The sequence below is a fragment of the Pseudoalteromonas phenolica genome, from assembly GCF_005876835.1.
In the GTDB taxonomy this organism is placed as follows: Bacteria; Pseudomonadota; Gammaproteobacteria; order Enterobacterales; family Alteromonadaceae; genus Pseudoalteromonas; species Pseudoalteromonas phenolica_B.
Genome location: NZ_PPSW01000006.1, coordinates 63,316 through 86,176, shown reverse-complemented (window position 1 = coordinate 86,176; position 22,861 = coordinate 63,316). Strand labels below are relative to the sequence as shown.

The following is a 22,861-nucleotide window of genomic DNA, read 5'->3' as shown; positions in this document are numbered from 1 at the left end:
CACAAAACTAAATGCTCTACAGCAAATAACCTAAGTTCTAAATAAGAAATCTAGCCATAACACTTGCTGTGGGTGTTAAATCGGATAGGTTAAGTTGCAACTAAAGATGAACATTCATTTGAATCTCCATATTAACTCAACGCTACTACAATATTTAAATTCTTAATTAAAATCTATAACGATGCTTCACCCAAAAGTTCGTGTTTTCTCTTGCCTGCTCAACTGTATAAGTATCCTCAAAAAATTTAATGGTAATTTGTCCGGAAAGTGCGGTATCAATTAATTTTATATTTTGCGAAGAGTAACGATCTTTAACCGTTTTGTGGGGTAAATGCCAAGGAGAGAAATAGTTTCTCGAAATTAAGCCTATCTCAGGCTTAACAGCCTCTAAAAGTTCAGCACTTGAAGAAGTTTTACTACCATGATGTGGTACGAGTAAGATATTAGACTGTAACCTCTGACCATATTGTTCAACGAGTCGGCTTTCTGCTTCAATTTCAATGTCACCTGTTAATAAAATACTTCCACTAGGGCCTGTGACTTTAGCTACACATGAATTGTTGTTATCAGAGTCCATGGTTTTAATAGGCCAAATAGTCTGAATATTTATGTTTTGCATTTTTATATTCTGAATATGACAAAAGTTAAGTGGTTCTCCATCATGAAAAGTCCTTAATGAAGTAAAATTATCAAAAGCATAAAGCTCGTCGAGACCCCCACTGTGATCTTTATCATCGTGGCTAATGATAGTGTGCCTAAGGTGTAATCCTCGCGCCTTGATCTCAGGTAAAGTGACACGTTCAAACAGAGAGTAAAAGTTAAAGTACTTGGCTCCTAGGTCGTACAATAATGCATGGTTATCAGACGCGACGAGTACTGATGTACCATGCCCTACATCCATCACATCAACCTGCCATAGAGGTTTCGAAACGGCATAACTAGATACAAATGAAAATGCTGGTACAAGTGAAAATACCCTGAAGTGTTTGATTAGTAGGAGCATCGCAAACAGGTAAAATAGCACCAGAGTTTCAAGTGATACCTCTGACCATTTCAGCCATGCGTAGTCAAGAAGATAATGCGTTGTCATATCTAATCCTGCTGACAATAGATAATCAACAAACAGAAAATCTATATTGCTAGATACACCTTTTATTAATAAACATAAGATAATATATGGAAATATAACCATACTTAATAATGGAATGACGCATAAGTTAACAAGCAAGCCAACAATACTCACCCCATTGAAATAGAAGATGCTCAGTGGTGCTAAGCTAATTAACAAAGCAAACTGAATTAGCAATAACCTAATTATAGGATTTGAAAAAAAGCTGGGAGCTTTGGTTTTATTCAAAACCCCTACAACGGTTGCAAAACCGATAAACGATAAATACAAACCTGGGTCGTGTAATGAGAAGGGGTTTAGCAATAACACAACGACCAGCGCATAAGTTAACATTTGAACAACTTTTACTTCTCGTCCTGCAAGAAAAATATACGAGAATATGGCCACCATTAGCCAAGCTCTGATTGCTGAGACTGGAAAGCCACAAAGGTAAATATACTGAAATGAAATTAGTAGACTCAAAGTAATATAGAGTTTATTGAGGTTGAAACGCTGGTAACTAATCGGGAACACACTTAGTATCATCCAAGCCGAGCCCTTTACAACATAAAAACAAATGAAAACCAGTATCCCGACATGTAGCCCAGATATTGCCAGTATATGTCCAATACCAAGTTTTATGACATGCTCTTTCGTTTTTTCCGGTGTTCTTGATTTATCACCGGTACTCAGTCCGTAGTAAAGCCAATTTAATTCTTTTTCTTTGAACGCCTCCCAGGTTTTATCCCGATATCTTTGCCTTAAGCTTTTTTCTGCTGAAGTACGCTCTTCAAGCTCTTTAATTGTTCCCTTAAAGTAGATTTGTTTCTTAAAAGCATACAGTTCAGAATCAAAACTATGCTTATTTTTCCGTGTTCTAAAAACTTTTAGTTTAGCCTTTACTGTAACAAGGTCACCTTGGTTTAAGTCTGTGACGCCTGCTTGTACTGCTAATTGCGCTTTAACCGATTTATAAAAAGGGATTTTTTGATTGTTTATTGCAATTAATTTTAATTCTACGAGCGAGTTTTTATGTGGTGAAATAACTTTTGTGACAATACCTTTTATTTCGCTTGCTTCATTCAGCACCCTTTTATCTGATTCATAGCTATAAAAAAGCTCAGATTGTAGAACTACGACAAAAATAGCAAAAATAAACCCTAACAATAGATTGAAAATGGGCTTAAAATAGCAACACATTACGATGAGGAATATCAGTGAGCTGTAAAACTGCCAAGTGTGAAAGTAAAATACCGCTTGAACACAGCCGTACAGAAATCCCCAGCACATCAACATTGAAGTATATGGTTGCTTGTTATGCCAAAAAAGACGATCCAAAAATTTTTACCTGATCACAACAAGGTTAAACAGCAAAAATCTTTGAAGATTTTTGGCAGTTTACTCCACGATGCAAACCTTTGGCATCTCAATCGCCGCTCTGCACGGGGTGCTTTTTCAGTAGGTTTATTTTTCGCTTTCATCCCTGTTCCTTTTCAAATGGTTCTAGCAGCAGCTTGTGCAATCCCTTTTAGAGTCAACTTACCCTTATCTGTCGCATTAGTTTGGTTAACAAACCCTTTAACTATGCCGCCTATTTTTTATTGCTCTTATAGAGTAGGTGTATTTGCATTAGGTCAAGAGACACAACCTTTCCACTTTGAAGCAAGCTGGGAATGGCTTGTGGAAAGCTTATCAACAATTGGCCCTGCATTCATGGTTGGCTCTCTTATTTGTGCCTCTATCGCTGCACTGATTGGTTATTTCGGCATTGATTGGTTATGGCGACATTCAGTCAACAAGGCTTGGAATTCTCGAGGCCAATAACTATATAAACTATAGACATAAAAAAAGCCCTTACGGGCTTTTTTTATGTCTTCAGATAAATTTTATGCTCTTCGTCTTCTCAACCACAATAAAGGAAGTGCAAAGATAGAGAGAAATCCAAAACTTGCTGACTGTCTTTCGTATTTTTCAGCTTCAGGAGGTGTACACTCTTCGATTGAACCACCTGCAATTGGCGTCAAAAGGACAGGCACTGAAACTGCTTCTTTCTCAATGTTACCCTCAGAATCCTTCATTACTTGGCCTAAGCTGTCACGACGCTCAACTGTTTTTGTTGCATTTGCGTATATATGACCAGATTCAGTGATTTTTGTTGCTTCTGCAATCGTATAAGGGAATGCACTGCCATCTTCAGCTCTACAAGGCAGGAAATCATTGATATTCGTCACTGTGTCTGAACCAATTTCATATAAAAATGCTTCATATTTTGGCACTGAAGTGTTCTTCTCAATTTCGCCTTGACCAATGATCTGGCCTTTATCATTAATATCTCTTAATGTCGCTTTAGAACCATTAAAGAATGCAGGAATTTCTTTATAAGTATCGGAGTTAATATCATAATAGAAGCCAACTTTTTTCCTTACTATAACACCACCACCATAACTTCTACCTTGTTCATAGTAATTGCCAATAACAACATTATTGTTATTGATATCTATGGCCTTACCACCTTGAATATAGGTTTCGTGAGGGTGAATTCGAATAAACTTACCATCTTTAAAGTAACCAGCCTGCTCGTATGAATATAGCCTGTCATCATCAGTGTTTCTTACATTTGAGTAACCCACCGCTATGCCATTTTTATTCGTTGCAAGTGCCAAACTACTAAAAGTACTTGTTTCATCTTCTTTACGAACTAAACCTAAACCTAACTTTGTAGTACTTACCACATTTAAATTATTATCTAACTCCCATTTATATGCTTCAGTGTCGTAAAAACTCCCTCTTTGCAAATCCCATGAACAGACTTGTACTAATTCATCAACGCCATCACATTGTTCATCGTAATTTTCTTGGCTATTTTCTGGGATTGACACACTACTACTACCTACAGCAATGTAATTACCAGAATCTAGTTGCACAATATCTGAAACTAAAGAATAGCCGCCATATGTGTTTAATTCAGGCTCAAGCGTGACTCTTTTGCCACTCGGAGAAATGACCAACCCTCGAGAAGACCAGTCTCTGACAAAAACGAATTTATCGTCTTCTCCTTCTTTTTTGAAAACTTCTTGCCTATATGGTGCAGAACCCCAAGCAACAATGACACCGTCGTTGGTAATTGCAGTGGGGAAGTTAGTTACTGAACGAGTTAGTGAATCAGCATATGTTGCTTGAGTATCAAAAATAACAAGTTCATCTGCTGAATTAGCGGTAATTGTTAACCCAATACGATCATTGAGTTTTTGGTATTCAGCATCGCTGCTTTTACCAGCCAAAAATCCTAGCATAAATGAATTAGCATCTGCATTAGTTGAGGTAATACCATTCTTTACATCTTCTAGTGTAAAGGTGGGCTCTTCATTTATATCTGCAAGTGCATCTACGTATCTATCATAGGCTGTCTTTAAGTCTGATTCATCGAAGTTTAAATACGACACATCGATAGCATAATTGAATAATTGGGTTGCGGCACCTATGATATCTCCAGACTCATTTACATCTGAGATAAATGTATTTTTACCATTTTCATATCTTGGTAATTCAGTTAACTGGTAAGTAGCAGCCAATGCTGTACTACTTAGTACAGACAACATGCTTGCTGCTAAAATTGTTTTTTTCATTTTAATCCTTACTACTGATTCTGTAATTCTTCTAACTCTTCCCAGCGGGCATAAGCAGTTTCAAGCTCAGACTCTAGATTTGCCAATTGGTTCAATGCCGCTTGCGTTTCTTGTTGAGGTTGTTTGAAAAACTCTGGATCATTCACCAGGGTTTGTTGTTCTTCAAGCGCAAGTTCAAGGGCTTCTACTTTACTTGGCAGTTGCTCTAATTCAAGTTTTAATTTGTAACTTAGCTTATTACTTTTGTTAGTATTCTTATCTTTTTTTATCTCTTTAGCAGCTTGCACAACTTGTTGCTTTTCTAATTGCTTTCTTTTTTCATCAAGCTCTGCTTTATACACCTGATAGTCTGTGTAACCACCAACAATATCAATTACTTCACCATCACCTGAAAACGCCCAGACACTATTGCAGGTGTTATCAATGAACTCTCGGTCGTGACTTACAATTAAGATCGTGCCTTGATACTGGTTAATAATATCTTCTAATAACTCAAGCGTTTCAATGTCTAAGTCATTCGTCGGTTCATCTAGCACAAGCACATTTGAAGGTTTTAGGAAAAGCTTAGCCAATAATAAGCGGTTTTTCTCACCCCCTGATAGTGCCTTAACGGGTGTTCTTGCTCTTGCTGGCGGAAATAAGAAGTCTTGTAGATAACCCAACACGTGTCGGCTACGACCGCCCATCATGACTTCTTGCTTACCTTCAGCAACATTGTCTTGCACCGTTGCCTCTTCGTCTAACTTTTCTCGATATTGATCAAAATAAGCAACTTCAAGGTTTACGCCTTGCTTTACACTACCTGACACGGCTTCAAGTTGACCGAATAGCAATTTAAGCAAAGTAGTTTTACCTACACCGTTTGGTCCAATTAAACCGACTCTATCCCCACGCATAACAAGGGTAGAGAAATCATTGACGATAGGTTTGTCTTTGAAAGCATGCTTTAAGTTTTTAGCTTCAAACACAAGCTTGCCAGAGCGATCTGCAGTTTCGATATTAAAGTCAGCTTTACCAACTTGTTCAACTCGCTGTTTTCGCTCTACACGCAGAGCTTTTAATGCTCTTACACGCCCCTCATTACGAGTACGACGTGCTTTAATACCTTGCCTGATCCATGCTTCTTCCTCGGCCAACCTTTTATCAAATAATGCATTTTGCGCTTCTTCTACTTTCAAGTCATGCGCTTTTTGCTCAAGGTATTTTTCGTAGTTACCTGGATAAGAAATTAATTTACCACGATCTAAATCTAGAATACGTGTTGCAATACTGCGGATGAACGCCCTATCGTGCGAAATAAATACGATGCCGCCTTTAAAGTCTTTTAAAAACTGTTCAAGCCAGATAACACTGTTCATATCCAAGTGGTTGGTTGGCTCATCAAGTAGCAATAAATCTGGTTCACTCACAAGTGATTTTGCCAAGGCAACCTTTCTTAGCCAGCCACCTGATAACTTCTCTAATCGCATCTCAGAAGTCAGCTCTAACTGTGCTAAAACCAGTTTAATACGGCTTTCAAAACGCCAACCATCTTGTGCTTCAATACGAGAAGATAGCTTCTCAAATTTATTTAGCACAGATTCCGAATAATCTGATTGCATTTGCTCGCTGACATGATGGTACTCAATAAGTAAATTAGCGATGTCAGGAATGCCATTCGCTACATAATCAAAAACCGAGCCTTCAGCACCTTTAGGCGGATCTTGCTCTAGTCGTGATACCTTTAAATTACCAACTTGGTTGATTTCACCATCGTCTAGTTGAACTTGCCCATCAAGTACTTTGAGTAAAGTTGATTTACCTGCGCCGTTACGACCAACAATACAGACACGTTCACCGGCTTCAATGACCGCATCGGCATTATCTAATAGTGGGTGTGTGCCAAAAGCTAACTGCGCTTTGGCTATTCTGATTAAATCCATCTTAGTTTATAAACTCTTTTAATTTTTGCTCGTCGAATGGCCAACCTAGCTCTTGGTTGTTTTTATTTGCAACTACAGGAATGGTGTACTGATACTTTTCTACCAATTCAGGCTCTTCAACAATATCTCTTAAAATTATTTGCTCAGAATGTAACTGAGCATTCAATAACGCAAGGGCTTGCTCGCATAAATGGCAGCCCTCGGTGTGATAAAGGGTAAACTTATCCATGGCTGATCAACCAACTATTATGGATCTGTTTGTTACGTTTAAAGTCAGGTGAGAGCGTCTTATCAGAAATATTTTCAGCCTTCAGACCTAAGCCCATTAAAGCGACTTCATCCATTTTGAACCCACGCTTATTATTAGAAAACAATAACGTACCCTTAGGACTTAAAATTTTCTTCACCCACTCCATTAATTTGATGTGGTCTCGCTGTACATCAAACTCAGCTTTCATACGCTTTGAGTTTGAAAAGGTCGGTGGATCTAAAAAGATCAAATCATATTGACCTTGTGCGTGTTCGAGCCACTTTAAACAATCTGCTTGCTCAAATCTAAAGCGAGGGTTCTTGAGGTTGTTTAGTGCAAAGTTTTCTTCTGCCCACTTTAAATAGGTTTTTGACATATCAACGGTTGTAACCGACTTAGCACCACCAAATGCAGCATGAACAGACGCACTGCCTGTGTAAGAGAACAAGTTCAATACACGTTGACCCTTTGCATTTTGCTGGATATAGCGACGTGCCAGGCGGTGATCTAAGAATAAGCCTGTATCTAAATAGTCGAACAAGTTTACTTTAAACTTTGCACCAAACTCTTCAACAACATCAACCCGATTTTGCTTGTCAAAGCTGTTGTATTGCGCATCACCTTTTTGCTTTTTACGTACCTTAACCGCAATATTCTCGGCAGGAATATTAAGCTGTTCAGATGTTAAAGTGATCACATCCTGAAGTCGTTTTTGCGCAACAGTATCATCAATTTCTTTCGGTGCTGCATATTCAAAGATAACCGCAGAATCGTTATAAATATCAACAGCGACATTGTATTCAGGAATGTCAGCATCATATAAACGATACGCATTAATTCCCTCTTTTTTAATCCATGACTTAAGTGCGTTTTTATTTTTCTTTAAACGGTTGCCAAAAGCCGATGAACCTTCAAAGTTTAGACCTGTCTTCTCTTGACTCTGACTTATCTGCTTTTCGTTCACATCGTAAAGATAGAGTGCAACATCAAGTGGACCATTTTTAAACTTATAGGTTTTAGATTTAGCTAATTTAAGTAATTTGAATAAGCTTTCATCTGTGCCTAATAGTGCAAGTTGCCAATTTTGGAAGTACTTTTTAAAGCCTAAACCCATATTTCTGTATAGGTTTATAAGTTCAGCCATCGCACCTAAACGTTCACCATAAGGTAAATTGCTTAATACAACCCCAGAACGCTTGGCAACTTGAGATAATTTATTTGCATCTTTAACACTAAAATCAATGAGATTTTCAACGCCTGCTCTGCGCGCATTTTGCTGTGCAACATTGATCACTCGCTCGTCAAAATCCGACCCCATGATCCATAGGTTGTTTTCTGTTACTTCAATTTTTAAAGCCTGTTTGATTTCATCAAATTTTGCAGGTCTGAAGCTAGGTAAGTTTTGGAATGCAAACTTGCGATTAATATTTGCAGGCACCTTGTTTGCCATTCCCACAGCTTCAATGAGTAAAGTACCCGAACCACAACATGGATCAAACAGAGGCTGGCTTATATCATTCAACCAACCACTGCGTTTTACCAATGCGGCAGCTAAATTTTCACGAATAGGCGCTTTACCCTGACGAGTTCTGTAACCTCTATCTGATAATCGTGGACCTGAATAATCAAGATAAAGCATACAGTGGCTTTTATTTAATTTAGCCACAATACGAATATTTGGTTCGGCCTTATCTACGTTCGGACGTTGTTCAAACAAATCGTTGAAGTAATCAACGACAGCATCTTTAATCACTAAGCCTGAGAATTGAGTATTTTTTAAAGCTTGATTAGTACCATTAAATTCAATTGCAAATGTTTGTTTTGGGCCAAAGAATTCCTGCCAAGGCTGAAAACGTGCAAATTTATATAAATCTTCTTTGGTGTTTATTTCTGCATTTTCTTCTAGAAGCAGCATGACACGTGTTGCAAAACGTGTGACTAAACAAAATCTTTGTGCTTGACTGTTATCCGCCTCAAACTTTACCGAACCAACAGACTGTTTGATAACCTCTAAGCCTTGCTCTTTGATTTCATCTACTAATAAATTTTCAATACCAATTGAAGTAAGTGCGATAAATTGCAATGTTTTAACCCTATATACTTTAATGATCGAAAGTATATCACAGGTTGTTTGTTGCTTGCCTTGTTGAGTTAAGCTGTTTTGGTAATTTTGTCAGCTAACATCAGAGGGTGAATACGATTATTCAAAACTCGTATTGCTTGAAATGGCTCTAAAGTAAGATGCTCATCTAGTTTGAACTCAGCGTTTAAACTAATACACAATGAACTCTCAGCGTCACACTCAACGATGAAAAATTCACCGGTTTGCTCAGATGAAGTAAGTGCAATAATGGCTTCTGTTCTATCTGAATTTCCTGTGTATTCGTTAAAAAACCAACTTTTTGCAAGCATGGGTTTTAAATGAAACTTGGCAGCTGTCGCGTTCAAAGCTATTTGACAACACTGGGCGTCGGTCCAGACCTTAAAGTTTTGCAAGTAGAAGTATACGTTTTGGTAGTATTCTGCATCGTCGATACAAAAATTTGGATTAGGTAAGGAATCACCAGTGAGTTGGTGTAGCTTGTAGGGAGTGCAAAGTTGAAGCTCATCGCCTAAGTCAATGAGAAGTCGGTTGCGTTCATTGCAACGTAACCACTGCCATTCTTTAGAAGCTTGCACTGTGAAATCTCCTGCCTACTAGCCATATCTAGATAGAGACAGGAGTATACCGAAAAATAACGAATGTTAAAATTCTTTATAAGAACAAATTTAAAAGGATCGTTTAGTTATATAACTGATCATTATAAAGCGTCAACAATACGCTTAACCAATTGCGGACCTTCGTAGATAAAGCCTGTGTATACCTGGACTAAATCGGCACCTGCGTTCAGTTTTTCTTTCGCAGAATCTGCAGAGTCGATCCCACCAACACCAATGATCGGAAGTTTTCCTTCAGTGATCCTTTTCAATTCATTAACAACAAAGGTCGACTTCTCACGAACTGGACGACCTGACAACCCCCCCATTTCCTCTGCGTACTGTAAACCTTTAACCGCTTCACGCTCAAGGGTTGTGTTTGTCGCAATCACACCGTCGATACGATTCTTCATAAGAGACTCAGCAATTTGTTGAACTTGCACAGCATCAACATCAGGTGCAATCTTCACAAGCATAGGCACTGATTTATTGTGTTTTGCGATTAAATCCACTTGTTCATTCTTCAGGCTCTGTAGTAAGTCATCCAGAGCATCACCATATTGAAGGTCGCGAAGGCCTGGTGTGTTCGGTGATGAAATATTCACTGTGATGTAAGAAGCATGTTCAAATACTTTTCGCATGCAGTGAATGTAATCATCTTTACCCTTTTCGTTTGGCGTGTCTTTGTTTTTGCCAATGTTGATACCCAAAACACCTGTGTATTTTGAAGCTTTTACATTGTTAACAAGATTATCGACACCTTTGTTATTGAAACCCATACGATTAATAACAGCATGTGCTTCAGGTAGTCTGAAAATTCGAGGTTTATCATTACCTGCTTGGGGGCGCGGTGTCACCGTACCTACTTCAATAAAGCCAAAACCCATTTGACCAAAGGCATCAATACATTCAGCATTTTTGTCCAATCCAGCAGCAAGGCCGACTGGATTTTTAAAATCTATACCAAGAAAGTTTACAGGTTTATCTGCAACAGATTGCGACCAAGCCATACTGAGCGGTGTATTGGCAAAACGACGAAGGTTACCCAATGCAAAATCATGGGCCCACTCGGCATCTCGACCGAACATATAGCGACGCGCTAGTTCATAAAACATGAAAACTCCTTAGTAATCGTTAAAAAATCTGGGCAAAAAAATACCCCAGCAAAGCTGAGGTATTTTAGCGGTTTATAAATTATTTGGAAGTGTCACAGTTGTGGCTAAGTAACATTAATTCACGTAGCGCAACTGAAATCTTCGCAAAGTCGTGACTTTGTGATGTCTTAAACTCTTGAAGCATATGCTGCCAACGTGTTAGCAACACAGATTGAGTGTCCATCCAAGACTCTACCAGTTCATTCACATCTGCTGTGTCAGTCTCTAGGCTGTTAAGTACAACTTCAGACAATGAACGCTGTTGCCAGTCTAGCTCTTCACGATATGAAGCACGTGCTAGTGCTTGCCAGTGGTTTGTCACTGGCTGAGCTGTAATTTGGTCTAAGAACCAATGCAGACCCATTTTCGCACCTAACTTGAAATAAGTATTAGATACCATATCAATTGCTTTAGACGAGTTATCTGCAACTTCAGCTAAGTCCATTACTGAGAACAAGCTAGATAGAGATACAATTCGTGTCGCAATATCAGAAGGAACGCCTTGTTCAATCAACTTATCTGCATTTTTAGCAATAGATTCAGCTTCGTCAGCAACTAAGTAATCACTAAGGTTTGCACTTACATCTTTAAATGTCGGTGCAAAGAACGCAATTGTTTGCTCAATGGTCATAGCCTTGTTGCGGTGACGCAAGAACCAACGCGTTGCGCGACGAACTGTACGACGAAGTTGATATAGCATTTCAGTTTGAACATCTGCCGAGATTTGGTTATCTAAATCAGCAATGTCATTCCAAGTGCCTGTCATTTCAAAAATAGCATTGGCGATTGAGTAACAAAGTGCAATCTCGCTGTCTGACGCACCTGTTTCTTCATGCATACGAACCATAAAGTTAAGACCCATGTCGTTAACAATATTATTCGCAAGTTTAGTCGCGATAATTTCTTTGCGCAGTGGGTGGTTATCCATTGCTGCATTAAATTTGTCACGAAGCGGAACAGGGAAAGAATTCACCAATAACTGACGGTAATAAGGGTTTTCAGAAACTTCATCTGTTACTAAAGACTCTTTTAGTACCATTTTAGAGTAAGAAACAAGAACAGAAAGCTCAGGACGTGTTAAGTCTTGACCAGCAGCTGCGCGTTCTGCTAACTCTTCATCTGTCGGTAGGAATTCGATAGCTCTGTCTAATTTACCATCTTTCTCTAAGGCATGGATAAAGCGGATCTTCTCTTTTAGCGTTGCAGGACCCTTAGACTTAGTGATAGAAAGCGTGTGAGTTTGACGGTAACAATCAGCCAATACAAGCTCAGACACTTCATCTGTCATTGCATAAAGTAATTCATCACGTTGCTTCTTAGTTAAGTCGCCTTCTGCCACTAAACCATTAAGCAAGATTTTAATATTTACTTCATTATCTGAACACGCAACACCACCTACATTATCGATGAAGTCAGTATTGATACGGCCACCTTTAGCAGCAAACTCAATACGACCTAATTGCGTCGCACCTAAGTTACCACCTTCACCGAAGATTTTTGCACCAAGTTCAGAACCATTGATACGCAGTGCATCATTCGCGCGGTCGCCTACATCAGCATCTGTTTCAGATTTAGCTTTAATGTAAGTACCTATACCACCATTCCATAAAAGATCTGAAGGCATCATTAATAATGCTTTGATCAATTCGTTTGGTGTCATGCTCGCTTTTTTAGTGCCAAGCATTTTCTTAATTTCAGGTGTCAGCGTAATTGACTTAGCAGCACGAGAGAATATGCCACCACCTTCTGAAATCAATGACTTGTCGTAGTCTTCCCAGCTTGAACGAGGTAATGCAAATAATCTCTCGCGTTCTAGGTAAGAGCTTGCCGCAACAGGGTTCGGGTCGATGAAAATGTGCATGTGGTTAAATGCAGCTTGTAAACGAATATGCTTTGATAGAAGCATACCGTTACCGAATACGTCACCTGCCATATCACCAATAGCAACCGCAGTGAAGTCAGTTGTTTGACAATCGATACCCATTTCTCTGAAATGACGCTTAACTGACTCCCAAGCACCTTTCGCTGTGATACCCATTTTCTTATGGTCATAACCAATAGAACCACCTGAAGCAAACGCATCGCCCAACCAGAAGTTGTATTCTTCAGCAATACCATTTGCGATATCTGAGAATGTCGCTGTACCTTTATCAGCCGCAACAACTAAGTAAGGGTCGTCTTCATCGTGACGAACAACATCAACAGGCGGCACAATGTCACCATGAATGATGTTATCAGTGATGTCTAATAGACCACGGATAAATAGTTTGTAACACTCTTGACCTTCTTTGAAGAAAGCTTCTCTTTCTGTTGGAAGCTGCTTACAAACGAAGCCACCTTTTGAACCAACAGGCACGATAACAGTGTTCTTAACTTGTTGTGCTTTTACAAGACCCAATACTTCGGTACGGAAATCTTCACGGCGGTCAGACCAACGTAAACCACCACGAGCAACTTTACCACCTCGTAAGTGAACACCTTCTACACGAGGAGAGTATACGAAGATTTCAAACGCAGGCAGCGGTAATGGCATTTCAGGGATAGCACTTGGCTGTACTTTGAATGATACATATGATTTGTTCGTACCATCAGCTTCTTTTTGGAAGAAGTTAGTACGAAGTGTTGCGTTGATCATATCAACATATAAGCGAATGATTCGGTCATCATCCAGGTTTGCTACATGTTCTAAATCTTCATGAATGCTTGCAACTAGTTTGTCTAAGGTCTTCTGCGCTGCAGGTTTTGCAGGAGAGAACTTTTTGGTGAATAACTCAACAATCTTGCTTGCGATCTGAGGATAATGCTCAAAAGTATTTTCGATATATGACTGAGAGAAAGTTACACCGATTTGACGCATATACTTAGCGTATGCACGAAGAATTGACGCTTCGCGACCTTTTAAGCCACCCATAAGCACTAGACGGTTAAAACCATCATTTTCTAAACGGTTATTCCAAACATTTGTCAGTGCTGCACGGAAACGCGCTGAAACTTGGTTGAAGTCAGAAATTCCTTTGCTATCAAGTAGCATAGAGAAATCCATGATCCAGTTTACTTGACCATCGCTGGTCTTCACTGCATAGGGTGTTTCACCGATAACGCGTAAACCAAAGTTCTCAAGCATCGGCATCACGTCTGACAAGTGAATAGGCTCATCTTTATGGAATAAGCTTAAACGAACAATGTTTGAGTTTGCTTCTTCTTGCGGACGATAGAACAACATTTCTAACTTGTTCTCTTCATCTAGCGTTTCAAGCTTTTCGATATCGACAACCGCAGCTGAAGGTAAAACTTGATCTTTATATGCTGACGGGAACGCATTGCTATATTTACGGTTTAGCTCATTACCACGAGACTCACCATTGCTCTCTAAAAGCGCTGCTTGAAGCTTGTCTTCCCAAGTGCGGGCCGCTTCAACTAAATTATTTTCGATATCTTTCACGTTATATTCAATATTGTTGTCAGCTACACGCACAATATAATGTGTACGCGCTAACGTAGATTCTGAGAAGAAAGTGGTAAATTCAACTTTATCCGTTGAATTAAATGAACGGGCTAGGAGCTGCTGTGTTTCACGTCGAAGCGCTGTGTTGTATCGCTCTCTTGGTACATAAACCATACAAGAGAAAAAACGACCATAGACATCTTTACGGATGAATAGACGGCACATGTTGCGCTCTTGTACCTGTAAAACGCCTGTTGCAACTTCCAATAGCTCAGCTTCACGGGCTTGAACTAATTCATCGCGAGGATAAGTTTCAAGGATGTTCAATACCGCTTTGTATGCGTGCGTACCTTTTGCAAAGTCACATGCTTCCATGATGCGATTAATTTTGCTCTCTAAAATTGGCACATCTGCTGCGCTGTTGTTATAAAAGCTTGAAGAGAATAAACCAATAAAGCGATCTTCCCCTACTACATTGCCTTTATCATCAAAACGTTTGATACCAACATAGTCAACGTAAGCTGGTCGGTGTACACGCGATAACGAATTTGTTTTTGTAAGAATTAATAAGTTATTGCTACGTGCTTCTTTACGAGCAACTTCTGGTAACTCAGAAAGTAAACGACTGTTTTCATCAGACGTATTTTTCATAAGACCTAAAGAAGTGCCTGTAACCGGTTTTAACTCGTAATCCCCTTGCACTGGGTTCAAGTCATACTGGCGATAGCCCATGAAAGTGAAGTTATCTTTCACTAGCCATTCTAAAAATTCAGAGGCTTCTTTTACTTCAGCTTCAGAACAACCAAAGTTACGAGATGGAAGCTCATTTGTCACAGAAACAAGTTTGTCTCTGATTGGCAACCAGTCAGCTACAGCAAGCGAAACGTCTTTTAGAACTGACTGTAATTCACTTGTCAAAGTTTCAATTGCTTGAGTGTCTGTTTGACGATCAATTTCGATAAAGAAAACAGTTTTAGTAGAATTTGATTCTTGCTCGGCTTTTAAGTTTGAAATTGCAGAGATTTGGCTGTTTTCATCACGTTTGATTTTCAACGGACTGTGAAGAAGAAGATGAGAGACGATGTTCAGACGATTCATTGCCATACGCACTGAATCAACTAAGAACGGCATGTCGTTTGCGATGATCTCTACAATCGTATGAGACGATTGCCAACCATCTTTTGATACCTCTGGGTTAAACACTCTAATTACGGCTTCATCAGACGTATTTTTTTCAAGTGAATTCCAAAGACTCAGTGCTGCACCGTATAGGTCACTGTCGTTACGTTTTGCCAGATCCTCTTTAGACATATTGCTGTACAAGGCTTTGGCAAAAGTTTCAACGAGTGACACATTGTCTGCATGAACTTTCTTTTGGATCAACTTACATACATTATCTAAGATAACAGATGCTGGACCTTCATTTTGTGTCATATGTGTTCCTTAATCTATACCACCTTGAACGGTAGATTATTTGTACAGCCATTTATTAGCGTGGAGTCAGGTAAATTCTAACCTTTCTGACGCTAATAAACAGCTTTTTCGACGAAAACATTTCAAGCTTTTCAGCCATTTGCTCATCTATTCACAAATAATAGATATAAATAGGCAATCCTTGCCATTTTAAAGCACATTTATTCACAATTTTTTTTCTGGTCAGGCCAGAGAAGTGTCCCTATAGCAGGCAATAACAGGACTGCACCCAACATATTCACTAAAAACATGAAGGTGAGCAGAATACCCATATCAACTTGGAATTTCAGTGCAGAGAATATCCAAGTACTCACACCGATTGCTAATGTAATACCCGTGAATAGTACAGCACTACCACGTTCAGCCAGAGCATTACGGTAGGCAATAGATAAAGGCACATTTTGCTTAAGCTGTGACATCATCGATGACAGGATATAAATACCATAGTCAACACCAATGCCAACACCAAGAGCTATAACTGGTAATGTTGACACAGTTAAGCCAATTTCAAGCTTCACCATAAGTGCTTGCGCCAAAGTTGATACAATATAGAGAGGTAAAACAACTGCAATGGTTGCTTTAACACTTCTAAAGCTTAATAAGCATAGAATGATGACAGCACCATATACATAGATCATCATCGGGATTTGTGCTTCTGCAACTGACTCATTAGTCGCTGCCATTACCCCTATTGGGCCAGAAGCTAACCTAAACTGAACTTTGTCAGTATTCTCTATCGTCGCAAACTCTTTGATCTTAGCAACCACATGGTCAATGGTTTCAGCTTTGTGATCTTCCATAAAGATGATAATCGGCATCACAGAGCAATCGCCATTAAGTAAGCCCGTACTCGTTTCAACACGAGAAGTTGCCTGAACTAAAGAAGCACTATTACGTGGAAGTGTTTGCCACTTCAGGTTGCCTTCGTTGTAGCCTGCATTCACTGATTGCGCAACAGAGCTTAAAGACACTGCAGATTGCACGCCTTTTAAGTTCTCGATTCTCCATTGGAAACGACTAACTCGTTCCATAGTATCAAACTCAGTACAGGCAGCCGGATACGCTTCTACTAGTACCTTTAAGATATCTGACGAAATCGTGTATCTATCATTTATCAAGAAGGTATCTTGGTTGTATCTTGCTGTTTCATGTAGCGCAGGGGCGCCAGCATGTAGATCACCAATCTTCATACTGTTTGATTGCCAATACCCGAAAACAAACAACAAAAGAGACACGAAAATAATGATTTTTGCTTTCTTTGGATCCGTTGCAGACACTAAGCTTTCACGCATCGCAGTGAATAATTTATGCGACGCTGTATCACCATCATCAACACGATGGATCTTTGAAGAGTTAAAATAAGAAGCTAATACTGGCAACAACAGTAAGTTTGTAAAGATAATAACGGCAACACCTAAACTCGCCGTGATAGCAAGTTCACGAATAATACCGATATCAATTGCTAATAGCGTTAAGAAACCAACCGTATCTGATAGTAATGCGATACCACCCGGAATAAGTAGCGCTTTAAAACTAGCCTGCGCAGCAACTTTACTTGATACCCCTTCAGATACTTTCTTACCAATAGCATTAATCATTTGTACGCCATGACTCACACCTATTGCAAATACCAAGAAAGGCACAAGAATAGACATAGGATCTAAGCCAAAGCCTAGAGAAGACAGTAAGCCCATTTGCCAAATAACAGCAATTAACGAACATAAAATAGGTAAAAGAGTTAGTTTAAAACTCTTACAGAATAACCACACCATGATAAAGGTGAAGACGATAGCTATAACAAAGAATAAAACTACACCTTTCGCTCCGTCTGCGATATCACCAGCCATTTTCGCGAAGCCAATAATATGAATACTCACATTATCATTCTCCAGAGGCTTGCGAATTTCCTCTTCTAGCTTTTTAGCAAACGCCAACGTATCTAACTTCTCCTGCGTTTGTGGATCAGTCTCTAGTAATTGCGCAGTTACCATCGCACAACTGTAGTCACTGGCAATCATGCGCCCTACTACATTGGCTTTTTCAATGTTTTGCTTTACGACTGCCAAACCATTTTCTGTTGGTGCAAAATTAGCAGGGATAATAGGCCCACCTGCGAAGCCATCTTCTACGACTTCTACAAAACGTGCACTCGGTGAAAAGATTGAATTAACTAACGGTCTATTTACACCAGGAATAAAATACAGTTGGTCGTGTACTGATTTCAGTGTAGAGAAAAATGGTTCGTTGAAAATGTCGCCATTTGCATCACACACTGAAATTAAAATACTGTTAGCACCACCGAACTGCTTTTCATGTTTAAGATACACTTTCATGTAGTCATGCTGCAGAGGAATATTCTTCGTAAACGCAGCGTCTAGTTGAATATGTGTAGCTTTGTAACCTAGAAAAACGGTGGCGAATAAAAACGCCAAAACCATAAAGAGTCTGTGACGGAATACGACATATTCAAGTTTATTTAATATAGCTTGCATTACTTGCTATCTCCCCAAGTAATTAGTCCTTTTTCTGTTGCCATAATTACTTTATTGTTAAATATAGTCGCTGACAAAATTGCATGACCTGAAGGCAGTTGCTCACTTGTTACCTGATGACCATCAAAAGCGTGGACCAAGCCAGAGTTTGCAAACAGTAAAGTTGAGTCTTTAAATGGCAAAATTGCATTTATTGTTGCGGTTTGTGCGATATCGATTTCAGCAAAATCATTATCACTTTGAGACTTAGTGAAGGCATTCCCTCTTAATCCTGCAACTAGAATTTGACCATCGGGTGTTTCGTTTACGCTAAAGAATGAACCAGGGTAAAACTCTTCAAATTTTTGCCAAGAGATGCCTTTGTCTTCACTTTTAGCCACTAAGCCCATTTCACCTACAAGATAAAAAGCATTATCTTTCATTAGCAAACGATTAAAATGCGGGAGAATAAACTTAATTTCATCTTGATAGGCTTCAGGGTCATCTTCCTTTAGTTCTTCAAGATATTCTTTGTCATCAGGGTGCACAAAATCACTGATGAATTGTGACTTCCAAGTTTTTCCGCCATTAGTAGTCTTATAAAACATGCCATAGGCACCAATAGCAAAACCTGTATTTTCATCGATGAATTCAATATCTAAGCAAGGTTTGCCTTGTTCAGGTAAGTATTGCTGTAATTGCCAAGTTTTACCATTATCTGAACTATGCACTATGGTTGCATCATGGCCACATGCCCATGCTGCTTTATCAGACTTTATCGTAACGGCTGTTAAAAGAGATTGAACAGGTACTTCAGCTTGTTGCCAATTTTGCCCATCTGTTGAAGTCACAATAGTGCCAAACTTACCAACAGCAACGACCTGATCATCGGTGCTATCTATGTCTGTAAATAGTGTTGAATTTGGTTTTGCAACTTGCAAAGAAGCTGACGGTGCAGATACTACTTCATTGGAAGATAAAGCCGCCATTAAGCAAAACGCGTACTGATTAAATTTCATGCTGAATACTCGAACATCTGTTGTCGAAGACAAAGGAAGTTTGTCTTGAATGTTGAATAAAGTGGCTGGGTGACAGCCACTTTTTATTTCTATTTGAAGATTAACGCTTACCTTCGCGACGAAGTGCACTTTGCGTAAACTCATTGTCTTTAAATGACTGACTGAAGTCATACATAGATTCTTCATTATCAAGACCAATCGCTAGATAACGACGAGAATTTAAGTCATGATAAACATCTAATGTACTCCAATGCGTAGGCACATCGTAATAGTTCAGACCATGCGCCATCGCAACGCGGTACATTTGATCACGGTTATCGTAAATATCCGTTACATGGATCTGCCAGCTATCCTCGTCAATGTAGAATACGCGTTTCTTATAAATATGGCGTGTGCCTTCTTTAAGATTCGCTTCAACAACCCATACTCGGTGCTTCTCATATCGCACATGTTCAGGGTTGATATGGCCTGCGTGAAGAATGTCATCATACTTTAGCTTATCGCTGTGAAGCTTGTAGCTGTTGTAAGGAATGTACATTTCTTTCTTACCTTTTAAAGTCCACTCATAGCGATTTGGTGAACCATTGAACATATCAAAATCATCGGTTGTACGAAGACTATCTGAAGCTGTTCCTGGTGCATCGTACGCAACATTTGGAGCACGACGAACACGACGTTGACCCGTGTTATAAGTCCACGCTTGACGAGGCGTTAAGATTTGGTCCATTGTTTCATGAACAAGAAGCGCAGTACCGGCAAGTCGTGCTGGTTCTGTTACTTTTTGCTTGAACTTGAATAATACATTGGACTCTTGAAGTGCTTCAGGCGTTGCCGCTGGATCAGAGTATTTAACAAGTAGCTTTTCATCAAAGCCGATAATGTTATACGAACCAGACGCCGTAGGCATTGCTTGACCACCAAAACGCGCGATTGATAGACCACGGTAACGTAATAAGTGGTTCCAAATTGCTTCTAGGCCATTTGCAGGAACAGGAAATGGAATACCGATAGCCGTATTTTTAATACCATTACCACCTTCAATCAGCTCTGCAGTTTGTGCGTACTTCTTAGTTGCATCATAAACAAACTGAGGATATGCAGCACTTCGACGAGTTGGGTAAATGTTCATTTTGAACGTATCAGGATACGTTTCGAATAATGCAATTTGGCCCGGACTCAATAAATCTTTATGCTTATCAAGATTACTCTTATCGATAGTTAAAATAACTTTATCGTCAGCATATGGGTCAATATGGTGCATGCCCGGCTCAAAACCTGCAGGAGGCTTAGTAATACCGCCAGTCCATGCTGGAATTGAACCATCAGCGTTGCCCGCTTTTTCTGCGCCAATTGGCGTTAAGTCAGCACCTAATCTAGCTACTTGCTCAGCAGTCATATCTGCATGAGCGAATGGAGCAGCCATCATTGTTATTATTGTTGCTGCGATCATGCTTGGTTTTTTAAACATATAACAAGCCCTTAAATTGAATACTTAATATTGAAAGAGACAAAATCACGGTCTGCAAAGGTATTTGTTGCACCGCCACCCCAGAATGTGTTGTAGCTAAAGTCAAATGACCAAGCATTCTGGTAAGTGAAATTCATTGTCATACCCAAAGACTTTCTGTCTTCGACGAATAGATACATAGGATCAGGTGTCGTACCATTTACATCATGTGAGAACACAATACGAGGAGAGAAGTTAACGCCAGCAAAAAGGTTATTGTAATCACCCTTCGCTATTAAACGATAACCCCATGATGACGCTGTTGGGAATGGGTTTGTTTCTGGGCCATTCGAAAGTGCCATATGAAGAAGATCATACCTAGCTCCCTTTTCAATTAAAGGACCATAGCCTTCAATCGTACCACTGCGGCCCGTGCCTGCAACATTCAGGCGAAGTTCGTCGTAGCTAGGCATGTCTTTAATTGTTACAGCACCAACTTCACCAACTACAGCCCAGCTATCAGCACCTAAAGAAGGACCGAATAAATGCGTTGCAGTAAACTGAACTTGCATAGAGTCTTTTAGAATGTAACCTTGTGCAACTTCGCCTGGCTTAACGTAGCTCACTTCATCTCTGGCACTTAATTGAGACAGACTGCTGAAATCTTCACGAAGACCCGAGTAAGCTAGCTGTTCAGCCATACCAGCGTAAAGTAACTCTACATCGTCAATCTGCAGAGGCTCGTCTTGACGATAAGAAAACTCACCTGAGAAAGCAGTTTCACCAATGGCTGTATTAAAACTTAAACCATAAAGCTTGATATCTTCTGGGTAAGTAATAGTAGCTTGAGTGAAAGCATTTAAATTAGTTACATTATGTTCATCAATTGGGTTTGCAGCAATATATGCTAAGTCCTGTGCAATAACATCAGCTTCAAAGTTTGATGCTTTACCAGAGATAAGCGGACGGCGGCTATGATAGTTAATGTAGTACAGCGCAAATTCTGTATCATTTAACTCAGGTGCAAACATACCAAGACGAATACCATACTGGCCTGCGTCTTTAGGTTCACTCTTACCGTTTAAGCCCTTACCTTTAAGCGCAACTTTCGTTGGGTAAGCCATATACATTGACGCTGCAGTTTGACCAACTAATTCAGGAGTTGGCTCTACGCCTTGTGCAATTAAAGCCGCTGTTGCATCAGCATATAGGCTGTTAAGCGACTCAGTTAAATGGTGTAAATCAATATCAGGGTTTGACGTAAAACCTAGTTGTACGTTTTGCATATAACCGTTTTCAGATGCAAAATCGTTTGTAGAGAAATAACTACCCGATGCAGGCAAACGGGTTTCATGCCACTGGTACTGATAGAAACCCTCTAAGGTTACATTTTCAGTAATACCTAAAGACGCCCAGAACATGCCGACAGGAATAAACGCTTCTTTTAATTCAGAACCTGGCGCTCTTAAACGGTCAATATCAACAGGGTTTACATTGATACCGTGAGAGATGAGTGTACTTTCACCCCAGTTTACAACTTGTTGACCTAGTCGAACAGAAAGTGGGTTTTGACCATCATTTAAATCAAAGTCAGCCCAAATGAAAGCATCTAATAAACGTACATCAGAACATACCTGCTCTTTAGTTTGTTTATCAGCACAAGGATCTACTTTTTTACCTGATACTGGGTTGGTGTATGCAAAATCGCCATCTTCCATCGCGAAATCTTTAAAATACATAAAGCGCGAGAAAATACCCCAGTTATCTTTAGAGATACCGAAATCGTGAGTACCTTTAATTAGTTGGGAAAAAGTGTCACCAGAATCAAAGTTCAGGTTACCAGCGTCGCCATTATTTGAATAAGCGCCAGGCTGAGCCCAAACTTGTGAAGAGCCATACTTTGTATTACCAAGACCTGCATTATAACCAGACCAATCAAACCTTGGGTGGTTACTTTTACCAATATATTGGAAGTCGCGATCTTCTACACGAATACTTTGACCGTATGAAAATGTTGAATCGAATGTGATGTCAAAATCACCGACTTGGAAACTTGCAGCTGAAACATTTGCACTTGTTACAGCAACTGTGGCCGCTAAGCCGAGCATTATTTTGTTTGGAACAAAGAGCGCTCTTTTAATCATTATGCGTTCCCCCTATGCGGGTTATTTTAATCAAGTTGTTGTTTTTATATTGAAGTAACATTAGAAGTGAACGTAGAAAAACTCAAATTCACTAAACCAAAAGTT

13 protein-coding genes are annotated in these 22,861 nt (G+C 39.5%); 1 reads left to right on the top strand and 12 read right to left on the bottom strand.

What is annotated here, in order from left to right:
* Positions 1-166: 166 nt before the first annotated feature.
* Positions 167-2,398 (bottom strand): DNA internalization-related competence protein ComEC/Rec2, encoded by a 2,232-nt coding sequence (locus C1E24_RS02930; RefSeq protein WP_276609833.1) that lies wholly within the window; start codon positions 2,396-2,398, stop codon positions 167-169.
* 27 nt (positions 2,399-2,425) lie between these two features.
* Between C1E24_RS02930 and C1E24_RS02925 the strand changes: the two genes are divergently transcribed.
* Complete coding sequence (locus C1E24_RS02925) at positions 2,426-2,932, top strand: DUF2062 domain-containing protein (protein ID WP_138478583.1); 507 nt, start codon at positions 2,426-2,428, stop codon at positions 2,930-2,932.
* Between the two features lie 62 nt (positions 2,933-2,994).
* Here C1E24_RS02925 and C1E24_RS02920 read toward each other — a convergent pair whose 3' ends face one another.
* The 11 genes from C1E24_RS02920 to C1E24_RS02870 form a co-directional block, all read right to left on the bottom strand.
* The gene (locus C1E24_RS02920) at positions 2,995-4,734 is read right to left on the bottom strand and encodes a DUF3466 family protein (RefSeq protein WP_138478582.1); all 1,740 of its coding nucleotides are present in this window, start codon (positions 4,732-4,734) and stop codon (positions 2,995-2,997) included.
* Between the two features lie 11 nt (positions 4,735-4,745).
* Positions 4,746-6,656 carry an ATP-binding cassette ATPase Uup gene (gene uup / locus C1E24_RS02915; RefSeq protein ID WP_138478580.1) on the bottom strand — a complete coding sequence of 637 codons (1,911 nt, stop codon included), beginning with the start codon at positions 6,654-6,656 and terminating at the stop codon, positions 4,746-4,748.
* Position 6,657: 1 nt separating this feature from the next.
* A complete protein-coding gene (locus C1E24_RS02910; RefSeq protein WP_138478578.1) occupies positions 6,658-6,885 on the bottom strand; it encodes a glutaredoxin family protein in 228 nt (75 codons plus the stop codon).
* Entirely contained in the window at positions 6,878-8,989 is a 2,112-nt protein-coding gene (rlmKL, locus tag C1E24_RS02905; RefSeq protein ID WP_138478576.1) for a bifunctional 23S rRNA (guanine(2069)-N(7))-methyltransferase RlmK/23S rRNA (guanine(2445)-N(2))-methyltransferase RlmL, read from the bottom strand. Before rlmKL ends, C1E24_RS02910 begins: the two co-directional genes overlap by 8 nt.
* Before the next feature lie 68 nt (positions 8,990-9,057).
* The gene (locus C1E24_RS02900) at positions 9,058-9,585 is read right to left on the bottom strand and encodes a cell division protein ZapC domain-containing protein (protein ID WP_138478575.1); all 528 of its coding nucleotides are present in this window, start codon (positions 9,583-9,585) and stop codon (positions 9,058-9,060) included.
* 122 nt (positions 9,586-9,707) lie between these two features.
* Positions 9,708-10,718: a quinone-dependent dihydroorotate dehydrogenase gene (gene pyrD, locus C1E24_RS02895; protein WP_138478573.1), complete on the bottom strand. Its 1,011-nt coding sequence runs from the start codon at positions 10,716-10,718 to the stop codon at positions 9,708-9,710.
* Positions 10,719-10,797: 79 nt separating this feature from the next.
* The gene (locus C1E24_RS02890; RefSeq protein ID WP_138478571.1) at positions 10,798-15,636 is read right to left on the bottom strand and encodes an NAD-glutamate dehydrogenase; all 4,839 of its coding nucleotides are present in this window, start codon (positions 15,634-15,636) and stop codon (positions 10,798-10,800) included.
* Between the two features lie 200 nt (positions 15,637-15,836).
* On the bottom strand, positions 15,837-18,167 hold the full coding sequence (locus C1E24_RS02885; protein ID WP_138478569.1) for an efflux RND transporter permease subunit: 2,331 nt from the start codon (positions 18,165-18,167) through the stop codon (positions 15,837-15,839).
* A complete protein-coding gene (locus C1E24_RS02880) occupies positions 18,167-19,336 on the bottom strand; it encodes a YCF48-related protein (protein WP_240721925.1) in 1,170 nt (389 codons plus the stop codon). Before C1E24_RS02880 ends, C1E24_RS02885 begins: the two co-directional genes overlap by 1 nt.
* Positions 19,266-20,633 (bottom strand): DUF1329 domain-containing protein, encoded by a 1,368-nt coding sequence (locus tag C1E24_RS02875; RefSeq protein ID WP_138478567.1) that lies wholly within the window; start codon positions 20,631-20,633, stop codon positions 19,266-19,268. The genes C1E24_RS02880 and C1E24_RS02875 overlap by 71 nt, the downstream gene beginning before the upstream one ends.
* An 11-nt stretch (positions 20,634-20,644) precedes the next feature.
* On the bottom strand, positions 20,645-22,756 hold the full coding sequence (locus C1E24_RS02870; protein WP_138478565.1) for a DUF1302 domain-containing protein: 2,112 nt from the start codon (positions 22,754-22,756) through the stop codon (positions 20,645-20,647).
* Positions 22,757-22,861: the final 105 nt, after the last annotated feature.

Excerpts from the sequence above, each read along its gene's own strand:
- C1E24_RS02875 (WP_138478567.1), bottom strand. The coding sequence starts at position 20,633 with ATGTTTAAAAAACCAAGCATGATCGCAGCAACAATAATAACAATGATG.
- C1E24_RS02925 (WP_138478583.1), top strand. The coding sequence starts at position 2,426 with ATGCCAAAAAAGACGATCCAAAAATTTTTACCTGATCACAACAAGGTT.
- C1E24_RS02885 (WP_138478569.1), bottom strand. The coding sequence starts at position 18,167 with ATGCAAGCTATATTAAATAAACTTGAATATGTCGTATTCCGTCACAGA.
- uup (WP_138478580.1), bottom strand. The coding sequence starts at position 6,656 with ATGGATTTAATCAGAATAGCCAAAGCGCAGTTAGCTTTTGGCACACAC.
- pyrD (WP_138478573.1), bottom strand. The coding sequence starts at position 10,718 with ATGTTTTATGAACTAGCGCGTCGCTATATGTTCGGTCGAGATGCCGAG.
- C1E24_RS02930 (WP_276609833.1), bottom strand. The coding sequence starts at position 2,398 with ATGTGCTGGGGATTTCTGTACGGCTGTGTTCAAGCGGTATTTTACTTT.
- C1E24_RS02920 (WP_138478582.1), bottom strand. The coding sequence starts at position 4,734 with ATGAAAAAAACAATTTTAGCAGCAAGCATGTTGTCTGTACTAAGTAGT.
- C1E24_RS02910 (WP_138478578.1), bottom strand. The coding sequence starts at position 6,885 with ATGGATAAGTTTACCCTTTATCACACCGAGGGCTGCCATTTATGCGAG.
- C1E24_RS02890 (WP_138478571.1), bottom strand. The coding sequence starts at position 15,636 with ATGACACAAAATGAAGGTCCAGCATCTGTTATCTTAGATAATGTATGT.
- C1E24_RS02880 (WP_240721925.1), bottom strand. The coding sequence starts at position 19,336 with ATGACTTCAGTCAGTCATTTAAAGACAATGAGTTTACGCAAAGTGCAC.
- C1E24_RS02870 (WP_138478565.1), bottom strand. The coding sequence starts at position 22,756 with ATGATTAAAAGAGCGCTCTTTGTTCCAAACAAAATAATGCTCGGCTTA.